Below are 17484 nucleotides of genomic sequence, written 5' to 3' on the forward strand. Positions count from 1 at the left end.
GCCGGCCCATCCCGCACAAGAGGGTCGCGCATGCTGGCCTATATCGGCAAACGCCTGCTCCTTGCGATACCGACGCTGCTGATCGTCTCGGTATTCGTCTTCCTGCTGCAGAAGCTTCTGCCCGGCGATCCTGTGCTGGCCCTGGCGGGCGAGGACAGGGATCCGGCCACGCTGGAGTTCCTGCGCGAGCGCTATCGCCTGAACGATCCCATCGTCTGGCAATATCTCTATTGGCTGGGTGATCTCCTGCGCGGCGACATGGGAGTGTCGCTGCGCACCAACCAGCCGGTCTCCGCGCTGATCCTGGAAAAGCTGCCGGTCACCATTCAGTTGGCCACATTCGCCATGATCCTCGCGATGCTGATCGGCATTCCGGCCGGCATCGTCGCCGCCGTCCGAAAGAATTCGGCGCTGGACGTAACCGCCAACCTGGTGGCCCTGTCCGGGCTGTCGATCCCCAATTTCTGGCTGGGGATCATGCTGATCCTGCTGGTATCGGTAAACCTCGGCTGGCTGCCCGCTTCGGGCTATGCGCCGCTGTTCACCGACCCCGTGCGAGCGCTCGAAACGATGATCATGCCGGCCTTCGTGCTGTCGACGCCGCTGGCCGCGCAGTTGATGCGTCATACACGGTCGGCGATGCTGGGCGCGCTGAAGGCGGATTACGTACGCACGGCACGGGCCAAGGGCCTCACCCCGCGCGAAGTGGTCCTGGGGCACGGCTTCCGCAATGCGCTGCTGCCGGTCGTCACGCTGTCGGCGCTGCTGTTCGGCGATCTCCTGGCGGGCGCCGTCCTGACGGAACAGATCTTCACCATCCCCGGCTTCGGCAAGCTGATCGTCGATTCCGTCTTCAACCGCGACTATGCGGTGGTGCAGGGCGTCGTCCTGTGCACGGCCGTGGGCTTCATCCTCATGAACCTCGTCGCGGACATTCTCTACGTTCTCCTGAACCCCCGCATGAGGGCCGCCCTATGACGACCGCCCTGCAGACAGCGCCCTTGCGGCGCGATACGCCCTTCCGCCGCTCGTGGCGCAAGCTTGCCGCAAACCGCGGTGCACTGGTGGGGCTGGCCGTCGTGGCCATCTTCGCCGCCGCCGCCCTCGCGGCTCCCATATTGCCCATCGCCGACCCTTCGGCCACAAGCTGGACCGCCATACGGCAGGGGCCGTCCGCCGCGCATTGGCTCGGCACCGACGAAATCGGCCGGGACACCTTCTCGCGATTGATCTGGGGTGCGCGCGCCTCCCTGTCCGCGGGCATCGTGTCGGTGATGATAGCCGTCGGCATCGGCGTGCCGATCGGCCTCCTGTCGGGCTATTTCGGCGGCTGGTTCGACACCATCGTCTCCCGCCTGACGGAAGCCTTCCTGGCCCTGCCCTTCCTGATCCTGGCCATCGCGCTCGCGGCCTTTCTGGGGCCGTCGCTCACCAACGCCATGATCGCCATCGGCCTTTCGGCCGCCCCCGTCTTCGTCCGGCTGACACGCGGACAGGTGCTGGCCGTCAAGACGGAAGACTATGTCGAGGCGGCCCGCTCGGTCGGGCTGACCCATCCGCGCATCATCCGGCGCTACATCTTCCCCAATGTGCTGCCGCCCATCGTGGTGCAGGCGACGCTGACCGTCGCCGCGGCCATCATCGCCGAAGCATCCCTCTCGTTCCTCGGGCTCGGCCAGCAGCCTCCGGCTGCATCCTGGGGCTCGATGCTGAACACGGCCAAGAATTTCCTGACGCAGGCGCCGTGGATGGCGCTCTGGCCGGGCCTGGCGATCTTCGTCGTCGTCATCGCCTTCAACCTTCTCGGCGACGGCCTTGCCGACGCACTCGACCCGCGTGAATCCTGACGCAGAAAGTTCAAGTCCATGCTGCCACAAGTAGCCGCTCCCTTCACGACACGCCCGGAACTTCTCGGCACGTTCGGCGCCGTCGCAACGACACACTGGATCGCCTCCGCCGTGGGCATGAGCATCCTGGAAAAAGGCGGCAACGCCTTCGACGCCGCCGTCGCCACCGGTTTCGTGCTGCAGGTGGTGGAGCCGCATCTGAACGGTCCGGGCGGCGACCTGCCGGCCATCACATACTCCGCCGCCTCCGGCCGCACCGAGGTGCTGTGCGGCCAGGGCCCGGCGCCCGCGAACGCGACGATCGAGGCCTATCGCGCCGCAGGGCTGGAGATGATCCCCGGCAACGGCCTGCTTGCCACGGTCATTCCCGGCTCGTTCGACGCCTGGATGCTAATGCTGCGCGACCACGGCACCATGACGGTCCGGCAGGTACTGGAGCCGGCCATTCATTATGCGGCGGAAGGGCACCCGACCCTGGCGCGCGTGTCGGCCACCATCGCCGGGCTGGCCGATTTCTTCGAGCAGGAATGGCCGTCCTCCTTCGAGACATGGCTTCCCGGGGGGCGGGCGCCCGGCCCGCAATCCCTGTTCCGCAATCCCGCCCTGGCGCAAACTTGGCAACGCATTGTCGACGAAGCGGAGGCCGCGTCGGGCCGCGAAGGCGGGATCGAGGCTGCGCGCGATGCCTTCTACCGGGGCTTCGTGGCGGAAGCGATCGAGCGGTATCTCCGCACGGCCGAGGTCATGGACGGCAGCGGCCATCGCAATCGCGCGGTCCTGACGGCTGAGGATCTTGCGGGTTGGCAGGCGAGCTGGGAGACGCCGCAGCTCTACGACTACGAGGGATGGACGATTGCCAAGACCGGCCCATGGGGACAAGGCCCCGTGCTGCTGCAGTCCCTTGCGCTTCTGAAGGGATTCGACATCGCCGCCCTCGACCCGACGGGGGCGGATTTCGTCCATCTCGTCACGGAAGCCATGAAGCTGGCCTATGCCGACCGGGATCTCTACTACGGCGACCCCGCCTTCGACACCATACCGATGGAGACGTTGCTGTCGGCGGACTACAACGCGGCGCGCCGCGGCCTGATCGATATGGATCGCGCCTCGCACGAGCTGAACCCCGGCAGCGTCCCCGGCTTCGAGAGCCTGCGGGAACGCACGCTCGGCATGCTCAACGAAGAGGGCATGACGGCGGGCGCCGTCTATGAGCCGACCATGGCCCATCTTTCGGAGAAGCGCGGCGATACGGTGCATATCGACGTCGTCGACCGCTGGGGAAACATGGTATCCGCAACGCCCTCCGGCGGCTGGCTGCAATCCTCTCCCGTCATTCCGGGTCTCGGCTTCTGCCTGAATTCGCGCGCGCAGATGTTCTGGCTGCGGCCCGGATTGCCCACCTCGCTGGCGCCCGGCCGACGCCCGCGCACGACGCTCAGCCCCTCCATGGCCAGCCATGGCGACGGGCGCCGCATGTCCTTCGGCACGCCCGGCGGCGATCAGCAGGACCAGTGGCAGCTCTCCTTCTTCCTGCGCGCCGTCCATCATGGCATGGACCTGCAGGCGACGATCGATACGCCGCTCTTCCATACGACGCACTTTCCGGGTTCGTTCTTCCCGCGGACCCGCTCGCCGGGCAACCTGACCATCGAGCGCAGTTTCGGCGAAGACACGCTGCGCGATCTGGAACGGCGCGGCCATCGCATGACCGTTTCCGACCCGTGGAGCATCGGCCGCCTGACGGCGGCCCAGCGCGATCCCGATGGCCTTCTGCGCGCAGCGGCGACGCCGCGGCTGATGCAGGCCTATGCGCTCGCCCGATGAAGGAGGCTTCCGCCATGGCCGACACTCCGGTCCTTTCCGTACGCAACCTCGATGTCGCCTTTCCAGCCGCCGGCGGCTGGAAGACCGTGGTCAAGGACGTATCATTCGAGATCGGCCCGCGCGAAACGGTGGCGATCGTCGGTGAATCCGGCTCGGGCAAGAGCGTCACCTCGCTTGCGGTCATGCGGCTGCTGCAGTCGGGCGCCAGCCGGATCGGCGGCTCGGTCACGATGGGCGGGCGCGATCTTCTGACGATTCCGGAACGGGCCATGCGCGACGTGCGCGGCAACGAGATCGCCATGATCTTCCAGGAGCCGATGACCAGCCTCAACCCGGTCTTCACCATCGGTCGGCAGATCGGCGAGGTTCTCGTCCGCCATCGCGGCCTGAGCCGCGCGCAGGCGCGTGCAGAGGCGATCGCGGCCATGGAAAAGGTCCGCATTCCCAATGCGGCCGCCCGGCTTTCCGCCTATCCGCACGAATTCTCCGGCGGCATGCGCCAGCGGGTCATGATCGCGATGGCTCTGGCGTCGCGTCCGAAACTCCTGATTGCCGACGAGCCGACCACGGCGCTCGACGTCACCATCCAGGGACAGATACTCGACCTCATAAAGACTCTCCAGGACGAAGAGGGCATGGCGGTGATGTTCATCACGCACGACATGGGCGTGGTGGCTGAGATCGCAGACCGTACGTTGGTGATGTATCGCGGCTCCATGGTGGAGGAAGGGTCGACCGAACGGATCTTCCAAGACGGCCGCCAGCCTTATACGCGGGCGTTGCTGGCCAGCGTGCCGCGCCTCGGCTCCATGGAGGGCCGCCCCTTGCCCCTGCCGTTTCCGGTCGCCGACATGGAAACCGGCCGGATGCGCGATGCGGATCCGGCCGCAAGCGGCGCAGCTCCGCACGGCGCGCCCGTGCTGAGCGTCAAGAACCTCGTCACGCGCTTTCCCGTCCGCAAGGGCATCTTCGGCCGCCCGGTGGGCGCGGTCCATGCGGTCGAGGATGTCAGCTTCGATCTCCTGCCCGGCGAAACGCTGGCGCTGGTGGGGGAATCGGGATGCGGAAAGTCGACGACCGGCCGGTCCATCACCCGGCTCGTCGAGCCCCTTTCCGGCAATGTGGAGCTGGACGGCTACGATGTCCGCGCGCTGCCGGAGCCGGAGTTGCGCCGCATGCGCCAGAGCGCCCAGATGATCTTCCAGGATCCGTTCGCATCGCTAAATCCGCGCATGAGCGTCGGCGAGGCGATCGCCGAGCCGTTCATCGCGCATCGCCTGGGCAGCCGCGCCGAGGCCCGCGCCATGACGGCGGACCTCCTGGCCCGCGTCGGACTGCAACCGGAGGCGGCAGACCGATACCCGCACGAGTTTTCAGGCGGGCAGCGGCAGCGGGTCGCCATCGCAAGGGCGCTGTCGTTGAAGCCGAAGCTGATCGTCGCCGACGAGGCCGTATCGGCCCTTGACGTCTCCATCAAGGTCCAGGTGTGCAACCTGCTTCTGGACCTGCAGAAGGAGTTCGGGCTCGCCTACCTGTTCATCAGCCACGACATGGCCGTGGTGGAGCGGATGAGCCACCGTGTCGCCGTCATGTATCTCGGCGAGATCGTCGAGATCGGACCAAGGCAGGCCGTCTTCGGAAACCCGCAGCACCCTTATACGAAGAAGTTGATCTCGGCGGTCCCGATCCCCGATCCGGCGCGCCGCCACCTGAAGCGCGCCATGGTGGCCGACGAATTGAAGAGCCCCGTGCGCCCGCTGGACTATCGCCCGCCCGCCAGGACGTACCGGGAAGCCTCGGCCGGGCATTTCGTGCAGGTGGCGTAAGCCCGCTCAGCCTTCCGCAAGGCTGGCCTGCACGATACCGCCATCGGACTTGAACCGCGAGCCGACGGGATGCCCCGCTTCGATGAAGCGAACGTCCCGGATGGCGCCCGCCGCCTGCAGGGTGGCGACGATATGGTCCCGCTCCGGGTCCGAGTGGCGATCGACCCTGTGCGATATCTGGAAGGTCATGGATTGCAGGCCGAAGCCGAGGTCCTGCGTGCCGGCGCCCACCCAGACCTGTGCCCGGTCCGCCGATACCGCGTTCCGGCGGCTCCAGAAGGCGGCCGCCACGGCATCGAACTGCGGTTCCGCCTCCGCCGCCCAGAAGCGCACATGATGGCGCTTGCGCGGGCTGCCGCCGACATCTTCCTGGAAGCCGATGTCCTGCCTGCGTCCGAACAGGAACAGGGGGCTGAAGGGCGCGCTCGGATAGGGCCTGTCGGCGACGAAGCTGACGATCATACGCCAGCTCGTGCGCAGGGTGAGCGGATCGGCCTCGACCCAGCCGGCCCCGGCGAAGCCCGACTTCAACTGCGCGAGGGAGCCGGCGAGCACGATATTGACCGGGTCCGCGGGAATGCCGTCCCCTGCCCGCGTCACCCGTGGTATCCGGTTGCCGCGCGTCAACGTGACGGTGATCCGCAGCACCGGCGGCAGGATCACGTAGGCGGCGACGAAATAGGTGCACAGGAGAGCGATGAACCAGGGAAGACGCCTGTCCACCCGGTCGAATACCTCTGCCACGACGAGCCAGATGGTGAGCGCCGCGATGACGGCCAGGACAAGACGCTGAAACCAGCGGACAATAAGGCTCATGGCGTGACGGCATCCGGCGGTGGGCGGCCCCGTCCACCGCGCGGCGGACGGGGCCCATGGCCGACGATGCGTCAGGCGACGCGGGTGCGCAACTCTCCGACCCCGTCGACGTGGCCCAGCATTTCGTCGCCGCGCTCGACGGCGCCGACCCCGGCAGGAGTTCCGGCGAAGATCAGGTCGCCGGGCTGCAGCTCGAACAGCCCGGAAAGATAGGAGATCATCTCCGGCACCTTCCAGATCATCTGGTTCAGGTCTCCGCTCTGGCGCGTCTCGCCGTTGACCTTCAGCCAGATCGCGCCGGCGGTGATATCGCCGGCCTCGGCGGCAGGCACCAGCGGGGTGCATGGCGCCGACGCCTCGAAGGCCTTGCCGGTCTCCCACGGGCGGCCCATCTTCTTGGCCTCGCCCTGCAGGTCGCGGCGGGTCATGTCGAGGCCGACCGCATAGCCGAAGACATGCGACATGGCGGATTCGAGGGGGATATCCTTGCCGCCCTTGTGCAGCGCCACGACCAGCTCGATCTCGTGGTGCACGTCGCTCGTGGCAGATGGGTACGGGAAATCCCTGCCCGAAAGAACCAGCGTGTCCGGGTTCTTCTGGAAGAAGAAGGGCGGCTCGCGGTTCGGGTCATGCCCCATCTCGATCGCATGATCGGCGAAGTTGCGGCCCACGCAGTAGATGCGATGTACCGGGAACAGCTTGTCCGTGCCCGCCACGGGAAGCGTCGGTATGGGAAGCGGCGTGAAGACGTAGGCGTCGGAAGCGGTATGCACGTTCATGATCTTGCTCCAGCGTAGTACTCGATCCTGGACTCGAAATGTTCGACGATTGTCGACAACAGCATTGCCGCGACAAACAGTATGATGGTCAGCGCCCAGAAACTGGCCATCTCGAAATTGCGGGAGAAGCTCTCGAACAATTCGCCGTATCCGATAATGGAAACGAGAATCTGTCCGATGACCACCCCTTTGACCCCACGGATAAGGCCGATCCTGATGCCGGCCAGGATTTCCGGCAGCGCCGACAGAAGCACGATCTTCCGGAACAGTGTCCACGGACCGGCCCCGTAGCTGCGCCCCATCTCGAACAGCGAGCGGGGAACCTGCATCACCCCGGCGCGGGCATCCAGCACGATGATCCAGACCGCGAACAGGAAGACGGTGACGACCACCGTGGTTTCCCCGAGGCCGAACAGGATCATCAGCACCGGCACCAGCGCCGACAGCGGGGCCGAGACGAACATGTTGACCCACAGCGCCATCAGCCTGTCGACCGACTTGAAAAGGCCCATCAGGATCCCGAGCGGCACGCCGACCCCGATGGCGAAAGCCATGCCGACAAGGAAGCTGCGCACGGTGATGATGGAGGCGTTCTGCCAGGACTGGCTTTGAACCAGCCGTATGCCGGCCTCCACGATGTCGCTCATTGGCGGGATGAGAAAGATGAGGTCGAGGCGGCCGACGATCTCCCACAGGAGAGCCCAGACGATCAGGGATGCCATCATCGGAATGCGGATACCGAAAAGCGTCATGGCTCCTACTCCGCGTAATGCCGAAGGCCGTGCCAGATTTCTTCCACCGTATCGAGATAACCGGGGTCGCGGCGGATCTCGTCGGGGTTGGCGGACCTGTCGATCTTCGGGTCGATGATACGCGACACGCGGCCGGGGCGCGGCGACAGGAGCACGATCCTGTCCGAGACGTAGACGGCTTCCTCGATGGAGTGCGTGACGAACAGGAAGGTCTTGTTCTCGAGCGCCACGAGGCGCAACAGATCTTCCTGGAACTTGCGCCGGTTCTGTTCGTCCACCGCCGAGAAGGGCTCGTCCAGAAGCAGCACGTCGGCGTTGACGGCGAAGGCGCGGGCGATGCCGACGCGCTGCTTCATGCCGCCCGACAGCTCGTGCGGATATTTCTGCTCGAAGCCGCTCAGCCCCACCTCGTCGATATAGCGTTGCGCCACGCTGCATCGCTCGGCATGGCCGACCCCGCGCAGTTCCAGCCCGAAGGCGACATTGCGCATGACCGTGGCCCAGGGCATCAGCGCGAAATCCTGGAATACGAAGGCGCGCTCCGGACCGGGCCCGGTCACGACGCGCCCGTTGACGCGCACCTGGCCCGCCGTCGCCGGCACCAGCCCGGCGATGATCTTCAGAAGGGTCGTCTTGCCGCAACCGGACGGGCCGAGAAGCGTCGTCAGCTTGCCTCGTTCGAAACCGAGGTCGATGTTGCGTAGCGCCTCGACGTCGCCATAGGTCTTGCAGATGCCGGCAACCTCGACGACGGTGTCGGCGCCGGCCTGATCCGGCTCATGGGCGCTTTGCGCCCGCACTGGGTTCGACATATCAGGCACTCCGTCTTTCGGGCCGCAGATAGCGCGTCTCGATGCGCTGCAGGGCGACGAGGGTGAGCATCGACAGGACGATGATGGAGGCGACGGCGGCATACATATGCGCGTAATCCGCCACCGAGCGGTGATAGGTGATGAGATCGCCGATCCCCGTGGGGGTGATCAGAAGCTCTGCAAGCATGACGCCGATATAGCCGGCGGCCACGCCCAGACGAAGCCCGGCGAAGATGACGGGCGAAGCGTCCGGGATGATGATCTTGAACACGCGCTGCATGCGCGTGCCCTGGAAGGAGCGGCACATGGCCACCAGCGACGGATTGACGTGGCGCACCGCCTTGTAGGAGTTGAGCGCGATGACCGGCAGCGCCAGCATGATGACCGCCAGCGTCTTTGCCGTCAGGCCGATGCCGTAGACGAAGGTGACGAGTGGCACCAGCGCCGCCATGGGCGCCGCCTGCAACACGATGAAGACCGGCGCGAAGAACCATTCCGCCTTGGATGACAGGCCCATGAATACGCCCAGCCCGACCCCCAGCGCGGCCGAAATGGCAACGCCGAGCACCAGAGGCTGCAGCGTGACGAAGAAGGCGTAGCCGAGGCTGCCGTCGAACAGCATCTGCAGGAACGCGGCGACCGTGTCGGTGAAGGTCGGAAACGCGAAGCTGATCGGGACGAGACCGGCGATCTGCCACGCGGTGCACAGGATGGCCAGCGAGGCGACCGCCCAGAGCGTCGGAACCCGATCGAACAACCGGGCCACGCCGCGCATCATGTCGTCGACGGTCCGGTGCACGCCCCCGGCTTCTCCTGTCTTGGTGAAGGAGGTCATGGCATCGCCCTCACGAGGAACCGAGCTTGGCGAGTGCGGCGTTGAGCGGGTCGAGATCCCAGAAGTCCTCGACCTTCAGCTCGGACGGCTCGCCCGTCAGCGCGCCCGATACGGTATAGAACTCGAAGTCGCCGCGCGCCGCCTCTTCGCCACCGCCGTTGACCGGCAAGCCGGCTTCCGCCGCACCGGTGAAATAGGGCTCGATCTCGGCGACGGTCTCGGCGCTCGCATCCGGGAGCAGGTTGTACTTCTGGCGCAGGTCCACCATGACGGCCGGATTCTCGGCCACTTCGCGCCAGGTGGTCAGGATCGCCTCCACCAGCTTGGCGACGTCTTCCTCGTTCTCGCGCAGATAATCGGTATTGGCGAACAGCGCCTCGTCCGTGGCCGGGGCCGTGTCGAGCGGCAGGAAGATGAAGCGGTCCGGCGCCTCGCGCTCGAGGATCCGGCGGCCGGATGCATCGACGATGGTCGCCTTCACATTGCCTTGCAGCAGCGCACCGGTCCGTACTTCCGCGCCCGGTATGTAGGAGACGCGGGAGTAGCTGATGTCGTTCTGCTGGGCCGCCAGTTGCATCAGGGCTTCCGTTCCCGACCCGCGCGAATGGACGGCCACCTCCTGCCCGTCGAGGTCTTTCCATTCCTTGTAGGTGTTGCCGTCCACCACGGGATACATCTGCAGGGTCGACAACTGCATGAAGATGCGGATCGGTGCGCGCACCTTCTGGATCAGCGCGTAGGGCCCGCCGACGCCGATGTCGGCCTGCCCGCTCACCACCGCCTGCGCGGCGATGTCCTCGGATTTCAGGTAGGTGACGTCGATCTCCACCCCGGCCTCGCGGGCCCGCTCGATGGCGGCCATCAGGTGCAAGGTTTCGACCGTCGCGATATCGCCGAACGCGATACGCATCGGGTCGGCCATGGCCGGCCCCGAAAGGGCGCTTGCGGATACGAGAACGGTTGCGGCCAGAGCGAGACGCCTGAGCGCCCGCAGATTGATTCCGGACATGATTTCCTCCCTGGACATTCGACGCGCTCTTGTCGGCGCATTAATGAACCAATGATGCTATTGTTACGGCTTTGGTTAAGTCGATGTCAACCGAGAATGCGTTGACGACTGTGGATTGGTAACGTAGAGATTGAACCAATATCAAATTGGTTTTCAAAATGTACGCTTCGCTCGATCCATCCGCAGATCACGCCGCCCTTGCCCGCATGCGCGAATACCTGCTGCATGCCGAGCTTGAGGATGGAGGTCGCCTGCCCCCCGAGCGGGATCTCGCCCTGTCGCTCGGCCTCTCCCGTGGCGCCCTGCGCAAGGCGCTGGCCGACCTGGAGGCAGAAGGCGTGTTATGGCGGCATGTGGGCAAGGGTACGTTTACCGGCGCGCGGCCCATTGACGGCGCTGCGGATGTAGCCGCCATGGCAAGCCGCACCAACCCCATCGAGATCATGGGCGCGCGCCTGTCCATCGAGCCGGAGATCGCGCGGGTGGCCGCGCTGAACGCCACGCCCGCCTCTCTGGCACGCATGCGCCAGTGCACCGAACGCATGCTCACCGCGGCGGACTGGCGGCAATATGAAAGCTGGGACAACCAGTTCCATCGGACCGTCGCCGAGGCGACCCAGAATACGCTTCTGGTCGGGCTTTTGGATACGCTCAACGCCGTGCGCCGTCAGGTGAATTGGGGCCGGCTGCGCGCCAATCCCAAAAAGCCTCCGAGCGACCACCACAGCTTTGCCGAGCACGAGGCCATCATGGCAGCCATCCACGACCGGGATACGCAGGGCGCATCCAACGCCATGCGTGTGCATCTGCAAAGTGTCGAACGCAATCTGAGAAACGCGTGACGCGTTGCCCCGTCTGCCGCGCCCGCGCCATTGCGCCGACGCGGCGCCATCTGCTCGAGGCATCCGGCGGTCTGCGGCGATTTCCGCTGGTATGCGGGTCGTGCGGCCTCATGATGCACCGGCGCGAGGCGCGCCGGCTTCACGCTGCCCTTTCGGCAGCCCTTGGTGGCCGGTTCTTCACGCCGCAGGCAGATCTGGGGCTCGATATCTTCACGCTGCGCATCGCGGCATCGCGGCTCCGGCTGCTTGCGCTGCCTTGCGGACACCGCCAGCATGACGCGCTGTCTGCGCCGCATTCGCCGCTCGGAGCCCAGGCGCGCCTCGTCCCCCTGGATACTGCCCCGCGCCTGCCTCTTTCCCTTGGCATCATGTGCCGGGCCGACAGGCTGGATGCCTGCGTGGACCGGGCGCGACAGCATCTCGAATGGGCATCGGAGGCCATCATCCTGTGCGACGGGGCCGAGCGCGGTGAAACGGGAGACGGTCGTCTGCGGATCGCCTTCCGGCCGATGAACGGAGATTTCGCAGGCCAGCGCAATGCCCTTCAGGACCTCTCCACAAGGGCATGGGTGCTGCAACTGGACGACGACGAGAGCCTGTCGCGGGAGACGGCATCGGCGCTCCCGGCCCTAGCCCGCGCGGCCGAGGCGGCGGGTGCCGTATCCATCGGGCTCGCGCGCCGCAATCTGGTAGACGGCGTCCTGTCCGACCTGTTCCCCGATACGCAATACCGCCTGAACCGGAGGGAGGTTCGCTATCGAGGAACGGTCCACGAGCGCCCCGACCGCCCCTGGCAACTCAGCACGATCGCCCTTCATGGCGCCATCGAGCATATCCTTGATGGTGAGCGCGTCTCGCGCCGCTCCCAGCATTACGAGAGGCTTTCTCCCGGCATGGGCCGCCTGGCCGAAGCGACCGAGCTTCTGACGCCTTACCGCCCCTGATGCCGCCTGATGGCCGCGTCGTAAAGAGCCAGCGTCTGCCGCGCCAGGGACGCCCTCGTAAAACGCCCTGCCGCCTTCAGGGCCCGTTCCCGGTGGCGGAGACGCAATTGCGCCGAGGCGATCAGGGGGCGCAGGGCAGCGGCAATGGCGTCGGCCGACGTCTCTTCAGCAAGCACTCCGCCATCGGCTACGAAATCGCGTGCGCTGGAATCCGTCGCGCTGGCCAAAATGACCCGCCCGAAGGCAAGCGCCTCCTGATAGACCAGGCCGAAACTTTCATAGCGCGATGGCGCGGCGACGATATGCGCATGCGCATATTCTTCCATCAGGCGCGCCTGCGGCTGCCGTCCGAGTGCGGTGATCCGGGCGCGGGCGGCCGGTGACAGCGCATCCGGGAGATCGGCTCCGGAAACGCCGAGAAGACGCACGGAAAATTCCGGGCCGGATGCGTCTTCGGCCTCTCCGGCCAGCCTCTCCACCGCCTCCATCAGTTCTGCAAAGCCCTTCCGTTCTTCCGCGCGTCCGACGAACAGGATGCGCGCAGGCCCGCCCTCGTGAAACGGCGCATCGGCTGCCATGGCTAGAAACTCCGGCGGAAGGGAAAGGCCGATCACCGCATGCGGGACACCTGCGCCGACAGCGTAATGGCTTTCCATACCGCGAGCATGTTCGGCCGAGTTGGAGACAAGACCGCTCGAACGGTTGATCTGCCGACGCTCCAGCCGGTCGGCCGCCGCAGCGTCGAGCGTGTCGCGCGCGCCATGCGCCGTGGCCCGGGAAAAGGCGGCGGGCGTCGATATCCGCGAAACAAGCGGCGCGTCTCCGCGGCGTCCCAAGAGGGCAGCCGGCGCGTACCAGTTCGTCGCCTCCACGATATCGAAGGGCCGTTCGCCGTGCAGCGCCGCAACCTTGCGGCGGAAGGCGATGGGCGCCGCCAGGTGGCCGACGCCGCCCCACTGTCGCAGCCGTGCCAGCGACGACCCGTCGTCCATGGCGGCTCCGACCAGCCGCACCCCGCCCTCATGCCGGGTGCCCCGCCGGTCCAACGTCACGACGGTCACGTCGCAGCCGAACTCGGCAAGGCTTTCCGCGATCTCGCGCGCGGCAGTGGACAATCCGCTCGGCGATGGCGGATAATCCCACGCCAGAAGGCAGCAACGCATCAGTTTGCCCCTCCGGCCAGAAGCGAGCGGTAGAGCGCTATATAGTCGGCGGCCATGCGCTCTGACGTGAAACGCGCCTCGAAGCACCGTCGCACGGTGTTTCGGTCCAGTTCGCGAAGACGCCCTATTGCGGAGACCGCACCGGCCTCGTCCTTGACGATGAAGCCCGAAACCCCCGGCTCCACGATCTCGGGTACGGAGCCCTTGTCCCATGCGATGACCGGCGTTCCGCAGGCCATGCTTTCGATCATCACCAGGCCGAACGGCTCCGGCCAGTCGATCGGAAACAACAGCGCGCCGGCATCCTGCAGGAGCCGCTGCTTGCCGGCATCGTCGAGCGGGCCTTCATAGATCGCGTCGGGCCCCAGCAATGGCGCAACCTCCCGCTCGAAATACAGCGGATTGCCGACATCCACCGTGCCCGCCAGCCTGATCTTCCAGCCGGCGGCGCGTGCCGCCCTGATGGCCCTGTCGGGGCGCTTCTGGTCCGTCATCCGTCCGATGAAGGCAAGATAGCCGCCCTCCCCACGCCCGGCCGCATAGCGGTCCCGGTCGAGCCCGTGGTGGACGACGCGGGTCCGGTTGGCCGGCGGCAGCATGGCATTCTGCGCCGCGGAGATGGCGGCGACCGGAAGATCCGGGAAGGATGCGAAGAACAATTCCCGGTCGAGTTCGTCGACGCGCCAGTGGATCGTGGTCACGGAATGCCGACGCCTATCGCCCAACAGAGCAGCATGAAAAAATTCGCCGTGGCAGTGGATGATGTCGAAATCATTCAGCGCGGCCCTCAGTTCTTCCATTCGAACTGCTTCCAGAACAGCCGGAATCGATGGCGGCACGGAGCCATATTTCTTTTCCAGGCTAAGCAAACTCGGTAGTTTGCCGACCTGCGACACCGGCGCCGCACTATCCGAAGGCGCAAACAGCGTTACTTCAACTCCAGCTTGTTTGAGAGAAACGCAAAGGTCACCGATCATGCGTTCCGTGCCGCCATGATCGCGGGGCGGTACCGGAAATATTCCGGGGGCGACCTGGGCAACACGGAGTGGCGATAGGGTCTTGTGCGTGCTCGTCATGCGCACTCCTTGTTTGCCCGAGGGAGCGGGTATGTTCATCTTGCACGTCGCACTTCAAGGGTGTCTCAAGGGGCATGGAGTGGAATACGGGCTGACGGCGGATACGGGTGGCCATATCCGCTACCTTCTCGAACTGGTCGAAGCGTCCGCAGAGCGCCATCGGGGCCACCGGCACGTCATCGCCACGCGTCGGTTTGCCGGTGTCGGGCCGGAATACGAGATCGCCGACGAGGTATGCCGGCCGGGCGTCCGCATCCTGCGTCTGCCGACGCGCAACCCCTTCTATGTCTCCAAGGAAGAGATGCACGAAGAGGTCGAAAGCTTCGCCGAGGGCCTGGTGGCATGGATCGAGGCAAACCGACGGCCCGACATCATCCATGCGCACTACGCCGATGCCGGGCGGGCGGCTTCCATCGTCCGGAAACGGCTGGGCATCCCCTTTTTGTTCACCGCGCACTCCCTGGGACGGGTGAAGCAGGCTGCCTTCGAGGCGCTCGATGCGCCGCTGCCCGGCATGGCCGAGCGGATCGAGGCGGAGGAAACCGCCCTGCGCGATGCCTCCCTGCTGATCGCCTCCTCGCGCGATGAGGCCGAGGTGCAATACGCCATGTACCGGGGGTACGAACCCGGACGGATTCGCATCCTGCCGCCGGGCAGCAACCTTGCGGCCTTCCGGGATGCCGTCCCGACACCCTGCGTCGAAGCGGAGATGGCGCGCTTCCTGTCCGATCCGTCGAAGCCCTGCCTGCTCGCCATCGCCCGTCCGGTGCGGCGCAAGAACCTGTCGACGCTTGTCGAGGCCTTCGGGCGCTGCGCGGAATTGCGCAGGCGGGCCAACCTCATCATCGTGGCGGGCACCCGTACCGACCTTGCTCATTGCGATGCGGAGACCTCGGGCGTGTTGTCCGAGATCCTGCACCTGATCGACACTTACGATCTCTACGGGCAGGTGGCCTATCCCAAGCATCATGCGCCGCAGGACATACCGTCCTATTACGCCTATGCCGCAAGCCGGCGCGGCATCTTCGTGAACCCGGCGCTGAACGAGCCGTTCGGCCTGACCCTTCTGGAAGCCTCGACCGCCGGCCTGCCCATCATCGCCACGGACAGCGGTGGCCCGAACGACATCGTGGAAACCTGCGGCAACGGCATGCTGGTCGACCCGCGCGATGCGGACGGCATCGCCCGCGCCGCGCTGGCGATCCTGTCGGACGAGGCGTGCTGGCGCCGCTACGCCCGGGCCGGTTCGTCGGCCGCCGACGCCTATGACTGGAACAGGCATGTCACGCGATATGATGGCCTTATCCGATCCATCATCCGCCCGGCCGGGCCGCATCCACGCCCCACGAGCCTGCTCGTATCCGACATAGACAACACGCTGGTCGGCTGCGGCGATGGCCTGCTGGCCTTCCGGGACTGGCAATGTCGCCAGCCGGGCCTTGCCTTCGGCGTGGCGACAGGGCGCTCCTTCCACAGCGCGATGGCGATCATCGAGCAGGAGGATGCACCCCGCCCGCAGGTGATGATCACCTCGGTGGGCTCCGAGATCTACCATCTGGCATCCGACGGTGTCAGCTACAGGGCGGACACCGTATGGAGGCGTAAGGTGCGTCGCGGGTGGCGGCGCGACGCGACCATCCGCGCGCTCGAAGGGATCGCAGGGCTGACTGCGCAGGCGCCGCTGGAGCAACGCCCGTTCAAGCTGTCCTATTTCTCGGACGGGCGGCCCGATACGGTGGCTGCCGTGCGGCGCCGGCTGGAGGCGGCCGGCATTTCAGCCTCCGTCGTCCACAGCCACGGACGCTATCTCGACGTGCTGCCCCATGGCGTCTCGAAGGGCTCGGCCGTGGAGTTCGTCCGCACCGGATACAGGCTTCCCGTCAATTCGGTCTATGTCGCCGGCGACAGCGGAAACGACATCGACATGCTGGGCATCATGCCCCAGTCGATCATCGTCGCCAATTATTCCGACGACCTTGCCGGCCTGCCGGCATTGGCCCATGCCTATGTGGCGCGGGGCACGCATGCACGCGGCATCATCGAGGGCGTCGCGCATTTCCGGTCCACTGGGAGGGTCGGGTGGAAGCCAGCGTCCTGACACTCGTTCGCGGCCGAGAGGCCAGCCTGGGCAACCTCATGGCCGGCCTGGCCGCGCAGACCGCGCCTGCGAAGGAGCTCGTCATCGCCTACATGCAGCCGGAGCCCTTTGCCGACCTGCCCTCTCCCGGCTGTCCGGTGCGAAACCTTTTCATATCGGGCGACCCGATGCCGCTGGCAATGGCACGGAACGCTGCGGCCCGCGCCGCGCGCAGCGAGTTGCTGATCTTCCTGGATGTGGATTGCATAGCCTCTCCTGGTCTCGTCGCCTCTTATCTTGCAGCCGCGGAACGGAGCGCCGACGGCGTCTTCCTGGGCGAAGTCCTGTATCTTCCGGAGGGCGCCGTGGATGGCGCCCTCGATTACGGAAAGCTCGACCGCCTCGGCCATCGCCACCCCGCAAAGCCCCGCATGCCGGATGACGGGGTTCGGCACGAGCCGGATCATGGCGAGCTGTGGGGTCTTTCCTTCGCCATGCGGCGCACATGCTGGGACCGGCTCGGCGGCATGGACGAGAGCTTCGTCGGCTATGGCGGAGAGGAAACGGACTTCGCGCTGAGACTCGGGGCGGCGGGCATACCGCTGTTCTGGACGGCCCATGCGCGGGCCTACCACCAGCATCACGCGGTCCATGTCCCGCCGCTCCAGCAGTTCGACCATATCCTGCGCAATGCCCGATTGTTCCACGCCCGGCACGGGCGCTGGTGCATGGATTACTGGCTCGGCCAGTTCCGGGACGCCGGCTATATCGACTGGCGACCGGAAGACGGCGTCATCGGCATCCGGCGCCGTCCTACCCCTTCGGAAATCGAAGCCGCGCGCCAGCCCGGCAGCGTCCTGTACTCTTGATCACATCGGAGAC

General features: G+C 66.2%; 16 protein-coding genes. 8 read left to right on the forward strand and 8 right to left on the reverse strand.

Annotation, left to right across the window (positions count from 1 at the left end; all coding sequences use genetic code 11):
* Positions 1-30 precede the first annotated feature (30 nt).
* The 4 genes from NDN16_RS03085 to NDN16_RS03100 are packed head-to-tail and all read left to right on the forward strand — an operon-like array spanning position 31 to position 5497.
* Entirely contained in the window at positions 31-978 is a 948-nt protein-coding gene (locus tag NDN16_RS03085; protein ID WP_251112164.1) for an ABC transporter permease, read from the forward strand.
* Positions 975-1847, forward strand: a complete 873-nt coding sequence (locus tag NDN16_RS03090) for an ABC transporter permease (RefSeq protein WP_251112165.1) — start codon at positions 975-977, stop codon at positions 1845-1847. The genes NDN16_RS03085 and NDN16_RS03090 overlap by 4 nt, the downstream gene beginning before the upstream one ends.
* Before the next feature lie 18 nt (positions 1848-1865).
* Positions 1866-3671: a gamma-glutamyltransferase family protein gene (locus NDN16_RS03095; RefSeq protein WP_251112166.1), complete on the forward strand. Its 1806-nt coding sequence runs from the start codon at positions 1866-1868 to the stop codon at positions 3669-3671.
* Positions 3672-3685: 14 nt separating this feature from the next.
* A complete protein-coding gene (locus NDN16_RS03100; RefSeq protein ID WP_251112167.1) occupies positions 3686-5497 on the forward strand; it encodes an ABC transporter ATP-binding protein in 1812 nt (603 codons plus the stop codon).
* 6 nt (positions 5498-5503) lie between these two features.
* On the opposite strand, the gene NDN16_RS03105 is transcribed toward NDN16_RS03100, so the two are convergent.
* From NDN16_RS03105 to NDN16_RS03130, 6 genes are all read right to left on the reverse strand, one after another.
* Positions 5504-6313 carry an LssY C-terminal domain-containing protein gene (locus NDN16_RS03105; protein ID WP_251112168.1) on the reverse strand — a complete coding sequence of 270 codons (810 nt, stop codon included), beginning with the start codon at positions 6311-6313 and terminating at the stop codon, positions 5504-5506.
* 71 nt (positions 6314-6384) lie between these two features.
* Entirely contained in the window at positions 6385-7092 is a 708-nt protein-coding gene (locus tag NDN16_RS03110) for a fumarylacetoacetate hydrolase family protein (protein WP_251112169.1), read from the reverse strand.
* Positions 7089-7844: an ABC transporter permease gene (locus tag NDN16_RS03115; RefSeq protein WP_251112170.1), complete on the reverse strand. Its 756-nt coding sequence runs from the start codon at positions 7842-7844 to the stop codon at positions 7089-7091. Before NDN16_RS03115 ends, NDN16_RS03110 begins: the two co-directional genes overlap by 4 nt.
* Positions 7845-7849: 5 nt before the next feature.
* Positions 7850-8656 (reverse strand): ABC transporter ATP-binding protein, encoded by an 807-nt coding sequence (locus NDN16_RS03120; RefSeq protein ID WP_251112171.1) that lies wholly within the window; start codon positions 8654-8656, stop codon positions 7850-7852.
* 1 nt (position 8657) lies between these two features.
* Entirely contained in the window at positions 8658-9434 is a 777-nt protein-coding gene (locus NDN16_RS03125) for an ABC transporter permease (RefSeq protein ID WP_251112543.1), read from the reverse strand.
* Positions 9435-9501: 67 nt separating this feature from the next.
* Positions 9502-10500, reverse strand: coding sequence for an ABC transporter substrate-binding protein (locus NDN16_RS03130; protein WP_251112172.1), 999 nt, complete (start codon positions 10498-10500; stop codon positions 9502-9504).
* A 158-nt stretch (positions 10501-10658) separates the two neighbouring features.
* Here NDN16_RS03130 and NDN16_RS03135 point away from each other — a divergent pair, with 158 nt between their 5' ends.
* Together NDN16_RS03135 and NDN16_RS03140 are read left to right on the forward strand one after the other, a co-directional pair.
* Positions 10659-11342: a FadR/GntR family transcriptional regulator gene (locus NDN16_RS03135; protein ID WP_251112173.1), complete on the forward strand. Its 684-nt coding sequence runs from the start codon at positions 10659-10661 to the stop codon at positions 11340-11342.
* Positions 11339-12286 carry a hypothetical protein gene (locus tag NDN16_RS03140; protein ID WP_251112174.1) on the forward strand — a complete coding sequence of 316 codons (948 nt, stop codon included), beginning with the start codon at positions 11339-11341 and terminating at the stop codon, positions 12284-12286. Before NDN16_RS03135 ends, NDN16_RS03140 begins: the two co-directional genes overlap by 4 nt.
* On the opposite strand, the gene NDN16_RS03145 is transcribed toward NDN16_RS03140, so the two are convergent.
* Positions 12274-13449 carry a glycosyltransferase family 4 protein gene (locus NDN16_RS03145; RefSeq protein ID WP_251112175.1) on the reverse strand — a complete coding sequence of 392 codons (1176 nt, stop codon included), beginning with the start codon at positions 13447-13449 and terminating at the stop codon, positions 12274-12276. The two genes, NDN16_RS03140 and NDN16_RS03145, sit on opposite strands and share 13 nt — an antisense overlap.
* Positions 13449-14564, reverse strand: coding sequence for a glycosyltransferase family 4 protein (locus NDN16_RS03150; protein WP_353050188.1), 1116 nt, complete (start codon positions 14562-14564; stop codon positions 13449-13451). Before NDN16_RS03150 ends, NDN16_RS03145 begins: the two co-directional genes overlap by 1 nt.
* Between NDN16_RS03150 and NDN16_RS03155 the strand changes: the two genes are divergently transcribed.
* Together NDN16_RS03155 and NDN16_RS03160 are read left to right on the forward strand one after the other, a co-directional pair.
* Positions 14557-16623: an HAD-IIB family hydrolase gene (locus tag NDN16_RS03155; protein ID WP_251112176.1), complete on the forward strand. Its 2067-nt coding sequence runs from the start codon at positions 14557-14559 to the stop codon at positions 16621-16623. The two genes, NDN16_RS03150 and NDN16_RS03155, sit on opposite strands and share 8 nt — an antisense overlap.
* Positions 16605-17471, forward strand: coding sequence for a glycosyltransferase family 2 protein (locus NDN16_RS03160; RefSeq protein ID WP_251112177.1), 867 nt, complete (start codon positions 16605-16607; stop codon positions 17469-17471). The genes NDN16_RS03155 and NDN16_RS03160 overlap by 19 nt, the downstream gene beginning before the upstream one ends.
* Positions 17472-17484 lie beyond the last annotated feature (13 nt).

The organism is Aureimonas altamirensis (assembly GCF_023702225.1).
Classification (GTDB): Bacteria; Pseudomonadota; Alphaproteobacteria; order Rhizobiales; family Rhizobiaceae; genus Aureimonas; species Aureimonas altamirensis_B.